Here is an 18,204-nt window from a genome sequence, read left to right on the forward strand (position 1 = left end):
GAGATTGCATGCGTTACAGCCCCATTTTTAAGCTGATTTTCATACTTTGCTTTACTTTGCTCACCTATTTGCTACTCATAGAGATGGCGCCGACCACGGATGGCTCTCTCTACAAAGACAAAATACAGCATGTGATTGCCTTTGGTGGCGTTGCATTTTGGGGCTTGCTGGCGTTTTCGCAGTCGCCGAAAGCGACCTTGTTCGGTCTCGCCGTTTTTGGCGCGCTGATGGAAGTATTGCAAGGCATCCTCACAACCACTCGGCAGCCAAGCTTCTATGACTGGCTGGCGGACGTGGTTGGTCTGTTGCTGGCCTGGGGCGTGGCCGTGATGTGGCAGCGCTGGTGGAGCACGCGCCGTGGCAGAATTTGAACTGATTGCCAAGTATTTCACGCGCCCAGCCCAGGCCGACCTCGGCGTCGGCGATGATGCGGCATTGATCCGTGTGCGTCCCGGTTATCAGTTGGCCATCTCTGCCGATATGTCTGTGGCGGGCACGCATTTTTTTGCCGACATTGACCCATTTGCGATTGGCTGGAAATCGATGGCCGTTAATGTCAGTGACATGGCCGCGATGGGCGCCGAGCCTAAGTGGGCGACCTTATCAATTGCCTTGCCGCAAATTGATGACGCATGGTTGCAACGCTTTAGTGCCGGCTTGTTTGCCTGTGCAGACGCGTTTGGCGTGTCGCTCATCGGCGGCGATACCACACGCGGGCCGTTAAATATCGCCATCAATATTTTGGGCGAAGTGCCGCAAGGGCAGGCGCTACAACGTAACGGCGCGCGAGCGGGCGATGATGTTTGGGTCAGTGGTATGTTGGGGCAGGCGGCACTATGGTTGCAACATCGTTTAGGCGCACTCGATTTGCATACGCAGGATGTGGCGATACTGGCCACGGCCATGCATGCGCCGCAACCACGCGTGGCGTTGGGGCAGGCATTACGTGGCATCGCCTCGGCAGTGCTGGATATTTCGGATGGCTTGCTGGCTGATTTGACACATATTCTTGAGGCATCAGCCGTTGGCGCTGCGTTAGACTGGACGGCCATGCCCAAGCCCTTGTTGCAGCAATCGGCAGTGACTGAAGCGGTGTTGCAGCAAGCAGTATTGGCTGGCGGCGATGACTACGAATTGTGTTTTACCGCTGCACCTCAGCATCGGGACGCCTTGAGCGCACTGGCTGCTCAACTGGCTTTGCCATTACACCGCATCGGGCACATTACCGCGGCCGCAGGCTTGCAGGTGTTTAATGGCGAGGCCGCTGTGGTCTTGTCGCAGAAAGGGTACGCGCATTTTGGCTAATCCATCTCCGCAATCTCAGCCGCCAAGTTGGCGCTTGCTGTTTTCGCATCCCTTGCATTGCCTGAGTTTTGGCCTGGGCACGGGCTTGTCGCCCAAAGCGCCGGGCACCGTTGGGACATTGTTGGGTTTCCCGCTGTATTGGCTATTGATGGATTTGCCGCTGGCACAGCAATGGCTAAGTCTGGGCGTATTTTTTGTATTCGGCATCTGGTGTTGCGAGATCACTGGGCGTGCGCTAGGAGTGAGCGATCATGGCGCGATTGTGTGGGATGAAGTCGTGGCGATGGCGGCCGTGCTAGTCACTGTGCCATTTACGTGGGCTTGGGGCCTCGCTGCATTTGCCAGCTTCCGCTTGTTTGATATCTGGAAACCTTTCCCGATTGGCTGGGTGGATCAGCGCGTCAAAGGCGGCTTGGGGGTGATGCTGGACGATGTCCTGGCTGCGATCATGGCCATCGTGGTGCTGCAGGCTGCGCAAGGCATGTTGGCGTGAGCATCTTACTTGAATTAAGCGAGACGCTTGGTCTGGCGCTGCAAGCGAGAGGCTGGCAGTTGGCGTTGGCCGAATCGTGTACCGGCGGCATGGTGGCGCAGTCTGTGACTGCGATTGCTGGGAGTTCAGGCTGGTTTGATCGCGGTTTTGTCACCTATAGCAATGCGGCAAAAAACGAAATGTTAGGCGTACCTAATGCTTTGATTGATGAGTTTGGCGCTGTGAGTGAGCCCGTTGCCGAGGCCATGGCCTTGGGGGCGTTGCAACACAGTCAGGCACAGTTGAGTGCCGCCATCACAGGGATTGCAGGTCCTGGTGGTGGCTCTCCACACAAGCCTGTTGGCACCGTCTGTTTTGCCTGGGCTTATCGTGCGAATGATGACGCGCCTGAGGCAATTGTGGTGGAAACCCGGTATTTTGAAGGTGATAGAGCTGACATACGCGAACAAGCCGCCAGCTATTTGCTGGCTGGCTTGTTGAAGATTGCGGCTTCTCGCTGATTGAGAGCCTGGCTGTGATTAACCACTAGCGGTGGTGATGGTGGCCGTGACCATGGCCATGTCCGCCGCCGTTCCAACCACCACCGTAAAAGTTTCTCGGGCCGTAGTTATAACCACCATAGCCACCGTTACCATATGAAAACTGGATAAAGCCAGGCGCTGGTTGCGGATAAGCGACGGCAGGCACACCATAAAAATTACTTTGTGGATGGCGATAAACGACCACTGGTGGTGGCGCGTAATAAACCGGTGGCGGGGCGTAGTAAGCGGGTGGGTAAGGGTTACCAACCACCACGCCAACAGACCAGTTATCCTGTGCTTGTGCGCTGAATGCGGCCAGGCTGCTCAGTGTGAGTCCCAACACATATTTGACGATGTTCATATATTCTCCTCGTGCAGAAAACAATTGCTGCTCCCATATTCACTTAACGCGTCTCTTGTGTCACGGTTGACACGCGCCCGGTTGAATGCAATTGCGTGCAACCACCGGCTCGAATTCATGGCTTCGCCATTTCACTGATGGTCGATTTATGAAATAATTAGAAGTTATTGTTTGAAGTATATAGCGATTGTGAAAACAACGCATTTTTATTGGTCAAAGAAAGCAATCAGCATGGATGACAACAAAAGCAAAGCGCTCGCCGCCGCACTCTCTCAAATTGAAAAACAGTTCGGCAAAGGCTCCATCATGCGCATGGGCGATGGCGATATTGGTGAAGACTTGCAAGTGGTCTCTACCGGTTCGTTGGGCCTGGATATTGCGCTGGGCGTAGGCGGTTTGCCACGTGGCCGGATTGTGGAAATTTATGGCCCGGAATCCTCAGGTAAAACCACATTGACCTTGTCAGCGATTGCCGAGATGCAAAAGCTAGGTGGCGTCGCCGCGTTTATCGATGCCGAGCACGCCTTGGATCCGCAATATGCCGCCAAACTGGGCGTGAATGTGCCTGAGTTGCTGATTTCGCAGCCAGATACCGGTGAGCAGGCGCTGGAAATCGCCGACATGCTGGTGCGCTCTGGTTCAGTGGATATCGTGGTGGTCGACTCGGTCGCCGCATTGACGCCACGCGCCGAAATTGAAGGTGAAATGGGCGACAGCCACATGGGCTTGCAGGCACGATTGATGTCACAGGCCTTGCGTAAACTCACCGGCAATATCAAGCGTACCAATACACTGGTGATCTTTATTAACCAGATTCGTATGAAAATTGGTGTCATGTTCGGTAATCCTGAAACCACCACAGGTGGTAACGCCCTCAAATTCTACTCGTCTGTGCGTTTAGATATCCGCCGTACTGGCGCGATTAAAAAAGGTGATGAGGTGATTGGTTCTGAGACCAAAGTCAAAGTCATCAAAAACAAAGTCGCGCCGCCGTTCAAGCAGGCTGAGTTTGACATTATGTATGGCGAAGGTATTTCTCGCCTGGGCGAAGTGATTGAGCTGGGCACCAACCTCAAACTGGTGGAAAAAGCCGGTGCCTGGTATAGCTATAAAGGTGAAAAAATCGGCCAAGGTAAAGAAAACGCCAAAGAGTTTTTACGTGAAAATCCAGCCATTGCGGCCGAGATCGAAGCCAAGATTCGCGACAACTCAAATGTGCTGGCCGATAGCATGCCTTCAGCCAGAGGCGAGGACGATTAATACTCTTGCGGCAACCCCTGGAGAAATCACTACGCCAGCGTGCGCTTGAGTTGTTAAGCAAGCGAGAGTATTCCGCCGCTGAGCTGGCGCAAAAGCTCAAAAGTTACGCTGGCGAAGAAGAGGATATCCCGGCCTTGATTGCAGATTTCAAGGGCCGTGGCTGGTTAAGTGATGCACGCTATACCGAGCAAATGGTGCATGCGCGCCAGGCCAAGTTTGGGGCAGCGCGCGTGGCGCAAGAGTTGCGTGAAAAAGGGGTGGATGACACCCTGATTGCTGAAGCCGTTGCCGGTTTGCAGGGCAGTGAAATAGAACGCGCCAGAGAAGTCTGGCGCAAAAAGTTTAAAGCGGCCGCGACAACGCGTGAAGACTGGGCGAAACAAGCCCGTTTTTTACAAAGTCGCGGTTTTAAGTTTGAAGTCATTAAACACATATTGAATAGACACGCAGAAGATGACAGTCCAGAAGACGACAGTTAGTTACGGAAGCAATCCTTCCAGCAAGCAAATCCGCCAGGCATTCCTGGATTTTTTTGCGTCCAAAGGCCATCAGGTAGTGGCTTCCAGTTCGCTGGTGCCGCACGGTGACCCGACCTTGCTGTTCACCAATGCGGGTATGAATCAGTTTAAAGACGTATTCCTAGGCTTTGACAAACGCGCCTATACGCGTGCGGCTTCAGCGCAAAAATGTGTACGTGCTGGCGGCAAGCACAATGACCTCGAAAATGTCGGCTACACTGCCCGCCACCATACCTTTTTTGAGATGCTGGGTAACTTCAGTTTTGGCGATTATTTCAAGCGCGATGCCATTACATTCGCCTGGGAGTTGCTGACAGAAGTCTATGCCTTGCCAAAAGAGCGCCTGATGGTGACCGTGTACGCGGAAGATGATGAAGCGTATGACATCTGGCACAAAGAAGTCGGCGTGCCTGCGGACAAAATCGTGCGTATTGGCGACAACAAGGGCGCACGTTATGCGTCTGACAACTTTTGGATGATGGGCGATACCGGTCCTTGCGGCCCTTGTACCGAAATTTTCTATGATCACGGTGCGCATATCCCAGGTGGGCCTCCAGGTTCCCCCGATGAAGATGGCGACCGCTTTATCGAAATCTGGAACAACGTCTTCATGCAGTTTAACCGCGATGAAGCGGGCGTCATGCATCCGCTGCCCAAACCATCGGTGGATACTGGGATGGGTTTGGAGCGTATTTCTGCCGTGCTGCAAGGCGTGCATGCCAACTACGAAATTGATTTGTTCCAGGCGCTGATTAAAGCGGCTGCGCGCGAAACCCATACGGCCGACCTCGATAGCCCGTCACTCAAAGTGCTGGCTGACCATATCCGTGCCTGCTCTTTCCTGATTGCCGATGGTGTGATTCCGGGTAACGAAGGCCGCGGTTACGTCCTGCGCCGGATTATCCGCCGCGCGATTCGCCATGGTTACAAACTGGGCTGTCGTGCTGCGTTCTTCCACAAGTTGGTAGCAGACCTGGTGGCTGAAATGGGCGAGGCTTATCCTGAGCTCGTCAGCAATCAAGTACGTATCACTGACATTCTCAAGCAGGAAGAAGACCGCTTCTTTGAAACCATTGAAAACGGCATGCAGATTCTGGAAACCGAACTGGCGACCAAGCCAACTGTGTTCAATGGTGACCTGGCATTTAAATTGCACGATACCTTTGGCTTCCCGCTTGATTTGACCGCCGACATTTGCCGCGAACGCGGTGTCACCGTCGATACCGTCGGGTTTGACGCGGCGATGGCGCGCCAGAAAGAACAGGCGCGTGCCGCCGGCAAGTTTAAAATGGCGCTGAATCTTGAATATGATGGTGCGGCGACCACCTTTCATGGCTACGATAAATTAGAGACACCGGCTAAAGTGCTGGCGCTGTATAAAGATGGCAGTGCAGTGAATGTGCTCAATGAAGGCGACTTGGGCGTGGTCGTGTTGGATCAGACCCCATTTTATGCCGAGTCCGGTGGCCAGATTGGCGACAGCGGTGAACTCAAGTCTGCCAACGGTATTTTTGCTGTCGAAGACACGCAAAAAATTCAGGCCGCGGTATTTGGTCATCATGGTGTGCTCAAGACCGGCACTTTGTCAGTCGGTGATGCGTTAGCCGCCAAAGTCAATCTGCAGGCGCGAGTCAATACTATGCGTAACCACTCGGCCACGCATTTGATGCACAAAGCCTTGCGTGAAGTGTTGGGTGAGCACGTGCAGCAAAAAGGTAGCCTGGTCGATACCGAAAAAACCCGTTTTGACTTTGTGCACAATGGGCCGATGACAGATGCAGAAATTGCCACCGTAGAGTCACTGGTCAATGCTGAAATTCTTGCGAACGCCGCAACGCAAGCGCGTGTGATGGACATTGAGTCTGCACAGCAAACCGGCGCCATGATGTTATTTGGCGAAAAATATGGCGACGAAGTGCGCGTGCTGGATATCGGCACCTCACGTGAGTTGTGCGGGGGCACCCATGTCAGCCGTACCGGCGATATTGGCTTGTTTAAAATCACCGCTGAAAGTGGTGTGGCTGCGGGCGTGCGTCGTGTGGAAGCAACCACAGGCGAGGGCTCATTAAAGCTGGTGCAGGCGCAACAAACCCTGATTAATCAGGTGGCGGGTGAGCTGAAAGCGCCAGCGCATGAGCTGCCTGCCAAGGTCGCACAAGTAATGGACAACGTGAAATCGCTGGAAAAAGAACTGGCACGCCTCAAATCCAAACTGGCGTCCTCCCAAGGGGATGACCTCGCGACACAGGCACTGGATATCAACGGTGTGAAGATGTTGGCCGCCACCCTGGAAGGCGCAGATGCCAACGCGCTGCGCGAAACCATGGATAAACTCAAGGATAAGCTCAAATCTGCCGTCATTGTGTTAGCGAGCGTGGCTGACGGTAAGGTCAGCCTGGCGGCAGGTGTGACCGCTGACTTGATCGGCAAAGTAAAGGCTGGCGAGCTGGTGAATCACGTCGCAGGCCAGGTCGGTGGCAAAGGCGGTGGCAAGCCTGATATGGCCATGGCCGGTGGTACTGAGCCTGCCAACTTGCCGCAAGCATTGGCAAGCGTCACCGATTGGGTAAAGCAAAAGCTTGTTTAACCGCCGATGCACATCGATAGACGCCGATAGTTGATTGTGAAAATCGGCGTTCACCGGCGTTTATCTGCGGATAAGAAAAAAGATTGTTAAGGAAATAAAATGGCATTAATCGTACAAAAGTATGGCGGCACTTCAGTCGCCAATCCTGAGCGTATCCGTCATGTGGCGCGTCGTGTGGCGCGCTACAAAGCCATGGGGCATCAAGTGGTGGTCGTGGTCTCAGCCATGTCTGGTGAAACCAACCGGTTGATTGCGCTGGCCAAGGAAATCATGCCGGATCCTGATCCACGCGAGTTGGATGTCATGGTGTCTACCGGTGAGCAGGTGACCATCGGCATGACTGCGCTGGCGCTGATGGAGCTGGGTATCAAGGCGAAAAGCTATACCGGCACGCAAGTGAAGATTCTGACCGATGACGCTTTTAATAAAGCGCGCATTCTGGACATTGACCAGCACAACCTGAAAAAAGACCTTGATGACGGCTATGTCTGTGTCGTGGCAGGCTTTCAGGGCGTGGATGGCAATGGCAATATCACCACGCTGGGTCGCGGTGGCTCTGACACCACAGGCGTGGCCTTGGCGGCCGCGTTAAAAGCCGATGAGTGCCAGATTTATACCGATGTGGATGGCGTGTATACCACCGATCCGCGCGTGGTGCCTGAGGCGCGCCGCCTGGAAAAAATCACTTTTGAAGAGATGCTGGAACTAGCGTCTCAAGGCTCTAAAGTGCTGCAGATTCGCTCTGTAGAATTCGCCGGTAAATACAAAGTTAAATTACGTGTGCTCTCAAGCTTTGAAGAAGAAGGCGACGGCACACTGATCACATTCGAAGAAAATGAGGACAACATGGAAGAACCAATTATCTCCGGCATCGCTTTTAATCGCGATGAGGCGAAAATTACCGTGACTGGCGTGCCGGATAAACCAGGTATCGCTTATCAAATCTTGGGCCCGGTGGCGGATGCCAATATCGATGTCGACATGATTATCCAGAACGTTGGCGCAGACGGCACTACTGATTTCACCTTCACCGTGCATAAAAACGAAATGAACAAAACACTGGCGTTGTTGCGTGACAAGGTGCAAGGCCATATTCAGGCGCGTGAAATCAGCGGCGACGACAAGATCGCCAAGGTGTCCGTGGTGGGTGTGGGTATGCGCTCACACGTCGGTATTGCCAGCCAGATGTTCCGTACCTTGGCTGAAGAAGGCATTAACATCCAGATGATTTCGACCAGCGAAATTAAAATCGCCGTGGTGATCGAAGAGAAATATATGGAACTGGCTGTACGCGTGTTGCACAAGGCGTTTGGCCTCGAAAACGCATAATCACAAGCGCAAAATTAAAGAAATAAAACATTCTTCTTTTTTGCGTTGATTTCTGAAGGGTTTTCACGTAGTATGGCGCCCTTCGATGCAGTAGCAATGCTGCAAAGAAAACAGCGTAAGCTGTGTTGGTTTTATTAGAACTTGATTGTTTTAATAAGGTGAGCTGGCCGAGAGGTCGAAGGCACTTCCCTGCTAAGGAAGCATATGGGCTTAAACCTGTATCGAGGGTTCGAATCCCTCGCTCACCGCCAAAAACCTTGCTCCGCGTGGGTTTTGTTTTTGGTAGATTGGTTGTTGGATGTGAATCTGCACCGCCACAAAGCTTAAAATAGTGTTATAATGCTGTTTTTGTTGCATAGCAACAAACCTTGGCGCCCGTAGCTCAGTTGGATAGAGTATTTGGCTACGAACCAAAGGGTCGGGCGTTCGAATCGCTCCGGGCGCGCCAAAAATAAAAAGCCTTGCTTCTTCGGAAGCAAGGCTTTTTTCTTTTCTGTCACAGCGTATTGTATTTGCTGCTTATTGGCAGATGTTGCTGCATGATCGCCGCCATCTGTATGTATATTCTGCCGCGTTGAGCATAGCGAGAGGCGGGGCAGGTATGGTATGCTTTAACTTTGTTTTTTCATTGGTGTTTCAGTGTCTCTAAATGCTTGTTTGGCGAGGATTGCAGGCGATATGCAGCAGGTGGATGCCGTTATTCGCCAGTCTTTGTCCTCCCAAGTTCCGCTGATTAATCAGATTTCGGAATACATCATACACAGTGGTGGCAAGCGCTTGCGTCCGTCCCTGGTGTTAATGTCCGGCGATCTGGCCGGCGCGGTTTCTCCGGCACATCATACACTGGCTGCCATTATTGAATTTATCCATACCGCGACCTTACTGCACGACGACGTAGTCGATGCCTCTGAGTTACGCCGTGGTAAATCGACCGCTAATCATGTTTACGGTAACCCGGCGAGTGTGCTGGTGGGTGATTTCTTGTATTCGCGCGCCTTTCAGATGATGGTCAAGCTGCAAAATATGCGCGTGATGGAGATCTTGGCCGACGCAACCAATGTGATTTCTGAGGGCGAAGTGTTGCAGTTGCTCAACGTGCGCAATATCGGCGTCAGCGAGCAGGATTATTTACAGGTGATTCACTTTAAAACGGCCAAGCTGTTTGAAGCGGCGACGCTTTTGGGGGCAGTGCAATGCCAGGCCAATGCAGAGCAGGAAGAGGGTTTAGCCACGTATGGCATGCATCTGGGCACCGCGTTTCAACTGATTGATGATGTGCTGGATTTAACGGGCGACAGCGAAAAGATAGGCAAAACCCTGGGCAATGATTTGGCCGAAGGTAAAGTTACCTTGCCCATGCTGTATGCGATTCAACAAGCACCGGCCGCGCAGGCAGATTTAGTAAAGCAGGCGTTACTGGAAGGGCAGGTATCACAGCTGGATGCGGTGCTGGAGATTTTGCATTCGGTGCAAGCATTTGATTACGTGCGTGCGGTCGCACAAAAAGAAGCGCAGCTGGCCTGTGAGGCCTTGTCTGTCTTTGCACCAACAGCCGCCAAGCAGGCGATGCTGGATTTAGCCAATTTCTCTGTCAGCCGTCAGCAATAATCAGGCAGTCAGCCTGTGAGCAGGCTGACTGTTGCAGTCTATTAATTCAAGGCGATCGGCTCGCCACTGATGTGGTAATAGCTCAGCCGCGCACAATCATTGGTGGCGTTGGTGAGTGCGCCGTCAAACAATGACTGTCCATTCACATCTACTACTGCATAACCATTGTGATAGAGCGTGACCTCTGCCTGCATGTCTTTTTCCATCAGTTTGGTCGCTTTGTGCAAGCTGTGGCTATGCAGTGAACGCATGCCAAAACTGATGCAGTTTTCTTCTTCCTCTTCACTGTAAACTTCCCAGTGCGATTGTCCGGTCAGTTTTGTCAGCCAGCCTGGCAAGTCAACTTCTACCCGGCAAATCACGGGCTGATCCCAGGCGGGATGGTCAACTTGATTTAACTCGACCTGATTGAGACTTGCTTCGGTCGGTGGCGTAAATTTGATTTGATCAGACATAGGCAACTTCCTTCACTAGATAACGGATGTCACTTAAACACAGATGCGCGATTATGTTGCCGCACTGCAGTATCCATCTTACACATAAATGGTGCCAAGCAAGTGATTTTCAAGATGGGAAAAGCGGCTTTTAAACAGGTTTTGCCGTCTTTTAGCCTTGCTTACTTGCATTAACGATGCCATCATGCAGCAACTTTAACTATGTTATCGGTATCATGTCAGAAATCCTTGAACCTGTTTTAAGTTTATTGCAAACACAACCCCATTTTTTACAAGCGGTATGCTTGTTGGTTGGCTTGCTAGTCGGTAGTTTTCTCAATGTGGTGATCCACCGCCTGCCTAAAATGATGGAGCGTGAATGGCATGCCAGTTGCCTGGATTTGCAGGGGCAAACTGCGCCGGAGCAAGCCAAATATAATCTGGTCGTGCCACGTTCGGCTTGTCCGCATTGCGGACACCAGATTACCGCTATCGAAAATATTCCTGTTATCAGCTACCTGTTCTTGCGTGGGCGTTGCCGCGGTTGCCAAGCATCTATTTCAGCCCGTTATCCGTTGGTCGAGTTGTTAACTGGTCTGCTGTCACTGGCGGTGGCGGTGCAGTATGGCTACAGCATGCTAACGGTATTTGCGCTGGTATTCGTTTTTGCCTTGGTTGCCTTAACCTTTATCGATTTTGACACACAGTTGCTCCCCGATGACATTACGCTGCCTTTGTTATGGCTGGGCTTGTTGCTCAATATTAAATACGGATTTACCGACCTCACCTCAGCGGTGGTCGGCGCCATGGCAGGCTACCTGGTGTTGTGGTCAGTGTATTGGTTATTCAAGCTGGTGACCGGTAAAGAAGGCATGGGCTATGGTGACTTTAAACTGCTGGCTGCGATTGGTGCCTGGTTTGGCTGGCAATTATTACCCGCTGTTATTTTGCTGAGCTCGGTGGTCGGCAGTGTGATCGGCATCGGCTTGATTCTGCTTAAAGGCAAAACCCGCCAAACAGCGATTCCGTTTGGCCCATTTTTAGCGCTGGGCGGCATTGCTGCCCTGTTTTACGGGCAAGCGCTGGCCTCCTATTACCTGATCCCGTAAGCGCGCTGGTATGAGTAAAGTGGTGGCGGTGACTGGCGGCATTGGCAGTGGTAAAACCGAAGTGTGCAAAGCGTTTACGGCACTCGGCGTGCCTGTGGTCGATTTAGATCACATTGCCCATGACATGAGTGCGCCCGGTAGCCCGGCGATGCAGGCAGTGCGCACGCAGTTTGGTGATGCAATGTTTAACGCAGAAGGTCAGCTTGACCGGGCCAAATTACGCGAGTTGGTGTTTGCCGAGCCAGATGCGCTGGACCAGCTCAACCAGATCATGCACCCGGCCATCCGGCTTGAAGCCATCCGCCAGATCGCGCAATATACAGAGGCTTATGTGGTGCTGGCGATTCCCTTATTGGTTGAAAGTCGCGCCGACTGGCAGATGATTGATCACGTGTTGGTGGTGGATTGCGATGAGCAGACGCAACTGACACGCGTGGTGCAACGCAGCCAGTTGTCCGAGGGCATGGCGCAGGCCATGATCGCCGCACAAAGCAGCCGTGATGAGCGTTTGGCGATTGCGGATTCGGTGATTGAAAACGACCAAACATTGGATAATTTGCAGGAAAAAGTGCTAGAGTTTCATAAAAACTTCTCTAAGACTTGCCAGTGAGTGAAAAGGGTTTCATAATCAGGCTTTTATTGCATACTTTTCAAGTATCAGCTGACAGAAAAGGCTGCCGTGTCGAGCTACGAGTTTCCATTTAACGAGCGCATCAGAACTTATCTCCGCCTGGAGGATTTGTTCGTCAAAATGTTGCACCACATAGAGATTGGGCATGAGATCAATCATCATGTCGCGCTGATTTCGATGTTGCAAATCCTCGATTTGATTGATCGCGGCGATTTGAAAGTTGATCTGCTGCAAGAGCTGGACCGCCATAAAGTCCAGCTGTCGTTTCTGCAAACCAATCCCAATATCGACCATAACGCACTGGCAAGTACCTTGTCCAGCCTGGACCGTTGCGCGACCGCTTTGCGTTCTGATCATCAAAAACTCGGCCAGTCATTACGTGAAAATGACTGGTTAATGAGCGTCAAACAACGCACCAGCATTCCTGGCGGCGTCTGTGAGTTTGACTTGCCTTCTTATCGTCACTGGTTGTACCTGGGGATTGAGCGTCGCAAGCAAGACTTTGCGCATTGGTTGGCTAAATTAATGCCTATGTATGAATCTATCCGCCTGATTCTGCAGTTATTACGCGGTAGCGGTCAGGTACTGTCGCTGGTCGCGCATCATGGGGCTTACCAGCAGCAATTGTCCGGCCACAAGCCAGCGCAATTGCTGCGCATCGAGATCGACCACGATGAATGCTTCCCTGAAGTCAGTGCCAACAAATATGCCATCAATATCCGTTTTCAACGGCTGGACTTTGTACAACGCCCCAAAGGCTGTGAGCAAGACATCCCGTTTAAAATGATTGTCTGTAACTTTACCGGAGCGGGACACAATTGACCCAGCCCGCCATAATACCCCGTAAGGTCGCTTGCCCCGCCTGTGGTGAAACCTCAGAATACTCAACCGCCAACGCTTACCGGCCTTTTTGCAGTGAGCGCTGCAAATTGGTTGATTTAGGCGATTGGGCCACCGAGAAATTCCGCATTCCCGATAACACCCCGCCAGATATGTTCGAGCAGGAATAACAGGCTGCCAGGATCATTCAAATGCATACAACTCATTGCTTATCTCGTCTAATCACCAGCGTTTGTTTGCTTGGCTGGCTAAGTTTTGCGCATGCAGAAGTCAAAACCACTGAGGCTTGGGTGCGTGCCTCAAACCCTGGTCAATCAGTCGGTGCAGCCTATCTGACGTTGAGCAGTGACAAGGATGTGACGCTGGTTTATGCAGAAACAGAGCGCGCAGGCACCGTGGAAATGCACAGCATGACCATGCAAAACGGCGTCATGAAAATGCGCAGTATGGAAACGTTGCCCGTGCCCGCAGGCAAGCCCGTTAAACTTGCACCAGGTGGCCTGCACCTAATGCTGTTTGAGTTGCCAACCCCATTTAAGGCAGGCGAACAAGTGAAATTCAGACTGTGCTTCAAAGACAAAAAAGGCAACATTACAGATCAGTTCGTCACCATGCCAGTGAAAACTGCGCCCTGATTCGCTGCCTTATATCGCCAGTATTAATGGCGATCTTTGGCAAATGTTGCCAGATACAAAGCCTCAACTTCAGCCCTTGCCCAGGGCGTCCTGCGTAAAAACTTCAGGCTAGACTTCACTGAAGGGTCACTCTTGAAGCAGTTGATATTGACCCGCTGCGCGAGTTTATTCCAGCCGTAATGGTCGACCAGTTGCTCGACAATCTGCTCAAGTGTCAGGCCATGTAGTGGGTTGTTTGGTTGTGGTGTATGCATAGTTGATGCTTAGCGTTTCAATCAGCGATTGACCCAATTCTCAAGTAATAACCCCGAAACGCGGTCGAATTCTTTCAAATTGTTGGTGACTAATACAAGCCCCTCGCTACGTGCATGTGCGGCGATATGCAAGTCATTCACGCCTATTGGTTGACCACGTCTTTCCAGCTCGCTGCGGATGCTACCGTAATGCTGTGCGGCTTTGGTTGCATAAGGCAACACTTCCAGGCGGCTGGCAAAGTCTTCAATCACGGAGTAGTTGTGCCCCGGTTTGCTACTTTTTTCTGCACCATGAAATAACTCAGCCAGCGTGATGCTTGAAATGGCCATTCTATTTGCATGCGCATTAAACGTTTCAAGTACTTCAATGGGCCTATGCTTGATCACGTAAATCACAATATTGGTATCAAGCAGGTATTGAATCATTCCAGCGCCTCGCGCTCAGGCTGCGTTTGTGTTACACGCTCCGGCATAAAATCATCAGTCACATTTAATGGGTTGATAAAAAAGCTATCCCAGGTGGACTCCAGTGGGGCAATAATGCGCTCTTTGCCAATCGCTCGCACCGTCACCTGTTTCACGTTTTCAGGCAAGCGCACATCTGCCGGAATGCGAACGGCTTGCGTTCGGTTATTGATAAAAACAGTGCTAATACTCATACCAGTCACCTCTGCAAAATATGTATATTGCATTAGTATATGGCGGCAGGCTGGTTAGGGCAAGAGTTATTCTATGCGAGTGAAATGCTCCCAAGAGTTGTTGTGAAAAAGCAGACTCAGCTAACATTTGAGCTGAACTATTTGAGCGCAACTGGCCTTCACTTTTAAAAGTTAATTCGCAGTACTGAGTGTTCGCGACATGAAATCATACTGACGTCGATTCACGTCCCTGATTTGATAAATAATCGACTGAATTCTAATAATATCATCGCAACTCTCTGGCATATTTGATGCACTTCCTTTGTTAAACGCCTTCACGATGCTGATGATCTCGGCCATCATGGGTTGCTTCTCCACCTCAAATGCTGAAAACTCTGAGGACGAGAGTATTTTTCTGAAAAAACTGGACTGATCTGCCTGCGTCCAGTGCAATCGTTATGCAGTGGCTTGGACTTCCTGATCAATTTCAATCTCGCGCAAATGCTGATCTTCTTTGATTGAGTTTAGAAATGACTCAACGTGTATATTGCCTAATCCATAGACTGTAGCTTCTATGCTATTCAGCATATTTGACCAAATTTCTCCCAACCTCACCACTTCCTAGTGGATTTTGTTGGCAGTGCAGGCGAGAGTAATGCCATGCTGCGCTGGCTGAATCATCAATACGACCAGCTCTTATACTGAGGGGCATGTAAGAGGCACATTGTTCCTGTAGTCGCATCGGCGAATATGCACCATGTCGACGTACAACCGGGAATAACGCTATGTCCGCGCTGTGCTTTGATCCTAATGACAGCTTCGTTTAGACATTGGTTACACCCTTTGGCCAAACAGGTTGGGGAAGCTGCTGAGCCGTCAGCACATTGCGAAATACCATTCGTGCAAACCACTCCACCATGTGTTGAGCAGCAGCCTTGACAGTCGGAATCGTTACCTTTTGTTAACGCCATGTACGTGTAGTATTGTACAGCCTCTTTAATGTCAGCAGCTCTTGCTGAGCCAATAGTAAAATTGTCTATGTCATCCAGAAAAGGAGTGTCATAGTATTTTGTTGGTAGATTGCTAGACCAGTATCCGTCATAATTAGCAAAGGCATTGTTGTAAACCTGAGTTTCGTGCTCATATGTATCAGTATCGGCATACTGACCACTCAGTGATGGGAAGATAAATCTATTGTAGGCTTTTGACTGAGTGACACTGCTGTACCCAGAGACAGGCGCCCATTGTTCACCGGCAAATATAGTCGGAGCAATGCAAAGTAGAAGACTGAATATAAATCTTGTTTTCATTTTTCACTCTCCTCGTTCATATCTGGGGTCACAGTACTTTGAGGTGCAATCGGAATGGCGATTTTTATGGTGGGATATACATGAGTGATTTCATACTCTATTGTCCCACCCCACAATGGATCAACAAGTCTAATACTTCTATTGTCACTTGCTGCTGCAAGTAGTTTTTCTGCCGTTGCTGCAACGCGAACGCCATAAAACTGGATTCCCTTCTGCTTTAGTGTTGTATTTAGATCATTTGCATTCTTTTGAAATTCAAGTGCCGGTATCATTTGATCGTCATTTGTACCCTGCTGACGCAAAGTTTCCACCTGCAAGTTTGCATCTTCTAAGAGCTGTGAGACAAATCGAGCGTGATGTAAAGAGGCTGATTTAATGGCGTCCTCTGTAGATTCACCAGACTTCAAATCATATCCACCGCCATTTTCTTTCCATCCAATATTTAGAGTGACAGGATCTAATTGCTTTTGTTTTAGAGTTGCTACAAGTTGTTCGGATGAGATGTAGTGCGGGAATGATAATTGCGCGTGGAGCTCTTTTTTTGGCGTTCCCGCTACTAGTTTAGATAGAATTTGGTGACGTTTTTTGATGTAGTTATTAATTGCGCTTTCGGAGTTATTTGCAGGCATGAAAAACATCTTGGCATGTTGATTCCGAATTTTAACTTGCCCAGAAAAGTCGGGTGCTGGGTTGGTTGAGTTGGTTGATGGCGTGGCTTTTTCTGAGAGCATATGCATCGCTACGATATTATCTCCATCATATACAATTGCATAATTGTCGCCGGCAATATGCTGCAATAGCTGAATTAGCGAAATACTCTTCGCGTCAATCGAAATAGGTTGCTGCTTTAATTCGTTATCTACATAAATATCCACATTGGTTTTTTCTCGAATCTTTGACAATAGCACTTCTAACCTGACTGATTTGGATACTATGCTAAAAGTACCATCATCATGTCGGGTAAGCGTTAGCTCCTTTGGAGTTTCTTTTACACCTCCAGCTAAAGCGAATGTTGGAGTAATGTTCATCATGAATAGCAGAGTAAATACAAACTTAGAGTAAGAGCGATTACTTTTCATCTATGACTCCCTTAGTTTCGATAGCTGAACCATTAGCGTTAACAGCGGATCTTACGAGACATTTTCTATTTAATATTTATTAACATATGTTAAATTTACATTGATTGCCTGCATATTGCAATGCCTGTAATGTGCGAAATTGTGTGGATTTAGAAAAAAGTGTTCGCGATAAGGCGGGAAGCTAATGTTTAAGAATGTTGTTTGCCTAGAAGCAAACAGATAGGAGGGCGCAGTTAAGGTTTAACTTAACTTCTTAAGTATTGATATTGTCTATCGGTGGTGATATTTGAAAAAGAATAGACATTCGTATTAGAGATTTCGCATAGTCTCTCAGATGCGCTTACCAGCAAGCCCGCTGCATCGCGACACCACGCGCACCACAGGCTTGTGCTTGTGAAAGATGTTCCAGGCGCATACCTCCCAACGCGTATAAAGGGATTTCCAGTCCATTCAGCATTTCACCAAACTTCTCCCAGCCTAGCCCTGTGGCTTCTGGGTGGCTTTGGGTCGGCAGCACAGGCGAGAGCAGGGCGAAGTCTAATTGCAGCGTTTGCGCTTGTTGTAGTTGTTCGGCGTCGTGGCAAGAGGCGCCGACTAATAACTGGTCTGGCTTTTGCGTGAGGGTCAGCAAGCGCTGGCTATTTAAATGCACGCCTTGATAACCGAGTTGCAGGGCTTGTTCGGGCGTACCGTTGAGCAGGCTGCGGCAGTCGTAAGGGGCGCACAGTGTGAGCACTTGTTCGCTTAATTTCGCCAAGGCTGGGCTATCAAGCTGTGATTCGCGAATTTGCAGCAGTTGCAGGCCTTGGTCTAATTGTTTTTTTAAAGCGTGCAAGAATGCGGCTTCGCCCATTTCTTGCACGTTGCTGATGGCGTACATAGGCGGCAGGCTCAGGGCTTGCATAATCGGCGCGTTGGCGGGCAATACGGGGCTGACATTGAGCTTACGCGGGTGTTGCCAGGCGAATTGCTGGCCTTCGCGTGCGGTGAGTTCACCTTGCCAGGCATGCACGAAGAAGAAGTGCAGCAGCACGGTTTTGGCTTCGGCGTCGTGCGTGGCAGGGTAGTCGTAGCGCCGTTTGATCCACGGTTGTATTTGGGTCGGCGTGATGCCTAGCTCTTCTTGCGACTCGCGAATCAATGCGTGTTCTGGTGTTTCGCCAGATTCAATTTTGCCGCCTGGGAACTCCCACCAGCCTGCCCAGCCTTTGCCGTTAGGGCGGCTGGCGAGCAGGTATTCACCATCGGATTTCATGAGGATGGCAACGGCGACTTGTACGAGTTTGGTCATA

22 protein-coding genes and 2 tRNA genes are annotated in these 18,204 nt (G+C 50.5%); 16 read left to right on the plus strand and 8 right to left on the minus strand.

The features are described from left to right. The first annotated feature begins 8 nt into the window (after positions 1 to 8). Genes E6Q52_RS03505 through E6Q52_RS03520 form a run of 4 tightly spaced genes read left to right on the plus strand, consistent with a single transcriptional unit; the run spans position 9 to position 2,298 of the window. Complete coding sequence (locus E6Q52_RS03505) at positions 9 to 371, plus strand: hypothetical protein (protein ID WP_292818510.1); 363 nt, start codon at positions 9 to 11, stop codon at positions 369 to 371. Further along, positions 358 to 1,305: a thiamine-phosphate kinase gene (gene thiL, locus E6Q52_RS03510; RefSeq protein ID WP_292818513.1), complete on the plus strand. Its 948-nt coding sequence runs from the start codon at positions 358 to 360 to the stop codon at positions 1,303 to 1,305. Before E6Q52_RS03505 ends, thiL begins: the two co-directional genes overlap by 14 nt. Further along, on the plus strand, positions 1,298 to 1,798 hold the full coding sequence (locus E6Q52_RS03515; protein WP_292818515.1) for a phosphatidylglycerophosphatase A: 501 nt from the start codon (positions 1,298 to 1,300) through the stop codon (positions 1,796 to 1,798). The genes thiL and E6Q52_RS03515 overlap by 8 nt, the downstream gene beginning before the upstream one ends. Continuing rightward, the gene (locus E6Q52_RS03520; RefSeq protein WP_292818518.1) at positions 1,795 to 2,298 is read left to right on the plus strand and encodes a CinA family protein; all 504 of its coding nucleotides are present in this window, start codon (positions 1,795 to 1,797) and stop codon (positions 2,296 to 2,298) included. The genes E6Q52_RS03515 and E6Q52_RS03520 overlap by 4 nt, the downstream gene beginning before the upstream one ends. Positions 2,299 to 2,323: 25 nt before the next feature. Here the strand turns inward: E6Q52_RS03520 and E6Q52_RS03525 are convergent, their stop codons facing one another. Further along, a complete protein-coding gene (locus E6Q52_RS03525) occupies positions 2,324 to 2,680 on the minus strand; it encodes a hypothetical protein (RefSeq protein WP_292818521.1) in 357 nt (118 codons plus the stop codon). A 231-nt stretch (positions 2,681 to 2,911) separates the two neighbouring features. On the opposite strand from E6Q52_RS03525, the gene recA reads away from it, so the two are divergent. The 5 genes from recA (at position 2,912) to E6Q52_RS03550 (ending at position 8,625) form a co-directional block, all read left to right on the plus strand. Next, positions 2,912 to 3,940, plus strand: a complete 1,029-nt coding sequence (recA, locus tag E6Q52_RS03530; RefSeq protein ID WP_292818524.1) for a recombinase RecA — start codon at positions 2,912 to 2,914, stop codon at positions 3,938 to 3,940. A gap of 5 nt (positions 3,941 to 3,945) precedes the next feature. Continuing rightward, positions 3,946 to 4,419, plus strand: a complete 474-nt coding sequence (recX, locus tag E6Q52_RS03535; protein WP_292818527.1) for a recombination regulator RecX — start codon at positions 3,946 to 3,948, stop codon at positions 4,417 to 4,419. Beyond that, positions 4,394 to 7,045, plus strand: coding sequence for an alanine--tRNA ligase (gene alaS, locus E6Q52_RS03540; RefSeq protein ID WP_292818530.1), 2,652 nt, complete (start codon positions 4,394 to 4,396; stop codon positions 7,043 to 7,045). Before recX ends, alaS begins: the two co-directional genes overlap by 26 nt. 99 nt (positions 7,046 to 7,144) lie before the next feature. Next, positions 7,145 to 8,374 carry an aspartate kinase gene (locus E6Q52_RS03545; RefSeq protein ID WP_292818533.1) on the plus strand — a complete coding sequence of 410 codons (1,230 nt, stop codon included), beginning with the start codon at positions 7,145 to 7,147 and terminating at the stop codon, positions 8,372 to 8,374. A 157-nt stretch (positions 8,375 to 8,531) separates the two neighbouring features. Beyond that, positions 8,532 to 8,625, plus strand: a tRNA-Ser gene (locus E6Q52_RS03550). Here E6Q52_RS03550 and E6Q52_RS03555 read toward each other — a convergent pair. Next, the gene (locus tag E6Q52_RS03555) at positions 8,585 to 8,731 is read right to left on the minus strand and encodes a hypothetical protein (protein ID WP_292818536.1); all 147 of its coding nucleotides are present in this window, start codon (positions 8,729 to 8,731) and stop codon (positions 8,585 to 8,587) included. The genes E6Q52_RS03550 and E6Q52_RS03555 overlap by 41 nt on opposite strands. Positions 8,732 to 8,745: 14 nt before the next feature. Here E6Q52_RS03555 and E6Q52_RS03560 point away from each other — a divergent pair. Together E6Q52_RS03560 and E6Q52_RS03565 are read left to right on the plus strand one after the other, a co-directional pair. Next, a tRNA-Arg gene (locus tag E6Q52_RS03560) sits at positions 8,746 to 8,822 on the plus strand. A 230-nt stretch (positions 8,823 to 9,052) separates the two neighbouring features. Beyond that, positions 9,053 to 9,982, plus strand: coding sequence for a polyprenyl synthetase family protein (locus E6Q52_RS03565; RefSeq protein WP_292818789.1), 930 nt, complete (start codon positions 9,053 to 9,055; stop codon positions 9,980 to 9,982). A gap of 41 nt (positions 9,983 to 10,023) precedes the next feature. On the opposite strand, the gene E6Q52_RS03570 is transcribed toward E6Q52_RS03565, so the two are convergent. Then, complete coding sequence (locus tag E6Q52_RS03570; protein ID WP_292818539.1) at positions 10,024 to 10,437, minus strand: hypothetical protein; 414 nt, start codon at positions 10,435 to 10,437, stop codon at positions 10,024 to 10,026. A 215-nt stretch (positions 10,438 to 10,652) separates the two neighbouring features. Here E6Q52_RS03570 and E6Q52_RS03575 point away from each other — a divergent pair, with 215 nt between their 5' ends. The 5 genes from E6Q52_RS03575 (at position 10,653) to E6Q52_RS03595 (ending at position 13,631) form a co-directional block, all read left to right on the plus strand. Then, positions 10,653 to 11,525: an A24 family peptidase gene (locus E6Q52_RS03575; protein ID WP_292818542.1), complete on the plus strand. Its 873-nt coding sequence runs from the start codon at positions 10,653 to 10,655 to the stop codon at positions 11,523 to 11,525. A 10-nt stretch (positions 11,526 to 11,535) separates the two neighbouring features. After that, complete coding sequence (gene coaE, locus E6Q52_RS03580; RefSeq protein ID WP_292818545.1) at positions 11,536 to 12,135, plus strand: dephospho-CoA kinase; 600 nt, start codon at positions 11,536 to 11,538, stop codon at positions 12,133 to 12,135. Positions 12,136 to 12,204: 69 nt separating this feature from the next. Beyond that, positions 12,205 to 12,978, plus strand: coding sequence for a cell division protein ZapD (gene zapD / locus E6Q52_RS03585; RefSeq protein ID WP_292818548.1), 774 nt, complete (start codon positions 12,205 to 12,207; stop codon positions 12,976 to 12,978). After that, entirely contained in the window at positions 12,975 to 13,166 is a 192-nt protein-coding gene (locus E6Q52_RS03590; RefSeq protein WP_367124794.1) for a DNA gyrase inhibitor YacG, read from the plus strand. Before zapD ends, E6Q52_RS03590 begins: the two co-directional genes overlap by 4 nt. A 21-nt stretch (positions 13,167 to 13,187) precedes the next feature. After that, on the plus strand, positions 13,188 to 13,631 hold the full coding sequence (locus E6Q52_RS03595; RefSeq protein WP_292818550.1) for a copper chaperone PCu(A)C: 444 nt from the start codon (positions 13,188 to 13,190) through the stop codon (positions 13,629 to 13,631). 23 nt (positions 13,632 to 13,654) lie between these two features. Here E6Q52_RS03595 and E6Q52_RS03600 read toward each other — a convergent pair whose 3' ends face one another. The 5 genes from E6Q52_RS03600 to E6Q52_RS03620 all read right to left on the minus strand — a co-directional run bounded on the left by E6Q52_RS03600 (position 13,655) and on the right by E6Q52_RS03620 (position 18,203). Next, positions 13,655 to 13,885: a VF530 family protein gene (locus tag E6Q52_RS03600; RefSeq protein ID WP_292818552.1), complete on the minus strand. Its 231-nt coding sequence runs from the start codon at positions 13,883 to 13,885 to the stop codon at positions 13,655 to 13,657. 21 nt (positions 13,886 to 13,906) lie between these two features. Then, positions 13,907 to 14,311 (minus strand): type II toxin-antitoxin system VapC family toxin, encoded by a 405-nt coding sequence (locus tag E6Q52_RS03605; RefSeq protein ID WP_292818555.1) that lies wholly within the window; start codon positions 14,309 to 14,311, stop codon positions 13,907 to 13,909. Beyond that, positions 14,308 to 14,544: a type II toxin-antitoxin system VapB family antitoxin gene (gene vapB / locus E6Q52_RS03610; protein ID WP_292818558.1), complete on the minus strand. Its 237-nt coding sequence runs from the start codon at positions 14,542 to 14,544 to the stop codon at positions 14,308 to 14,310. The genes E6Q52_RS03605 and vapB overlap by 4 nt, the downstream gene beginning before the upstream one ends. Before the next feature lie 1,285 nt (positions 14,545 to 15,829). Continuing rightward, positions 15,830 to 16,912, minus strand: coding sequence for a hypothetical protein (locus E6Q52_RS03615; RefSeq protein WP_292818561.1), 1,083 nt, complete (start codon positions 16,910 to 16,912; stop codon positions 15,830 to 15,832). A gap of 340 nt (positions 16,913 to 17,252) precedes the next feature. Then, entirely contained in the window at positions 17,253 to 18,203 is a 951-nt protein-coding gene (locus tag E6Q52_RS03620) for a Nudix family hydrolase (RefSeq protein ID WP_292818563.1), read from the minus strand. Between the last annotated feature and the right edge of the window lies 1 nt (position 18,204).

It is taken from the genome of Methylophilus sp. (assembly GCF_008015755.1).
GTDB lineage: Bacteria > Pseudomonadota > Gammaproteobacteria > Burkholderiales > Methylophilaceae > Methylophilus.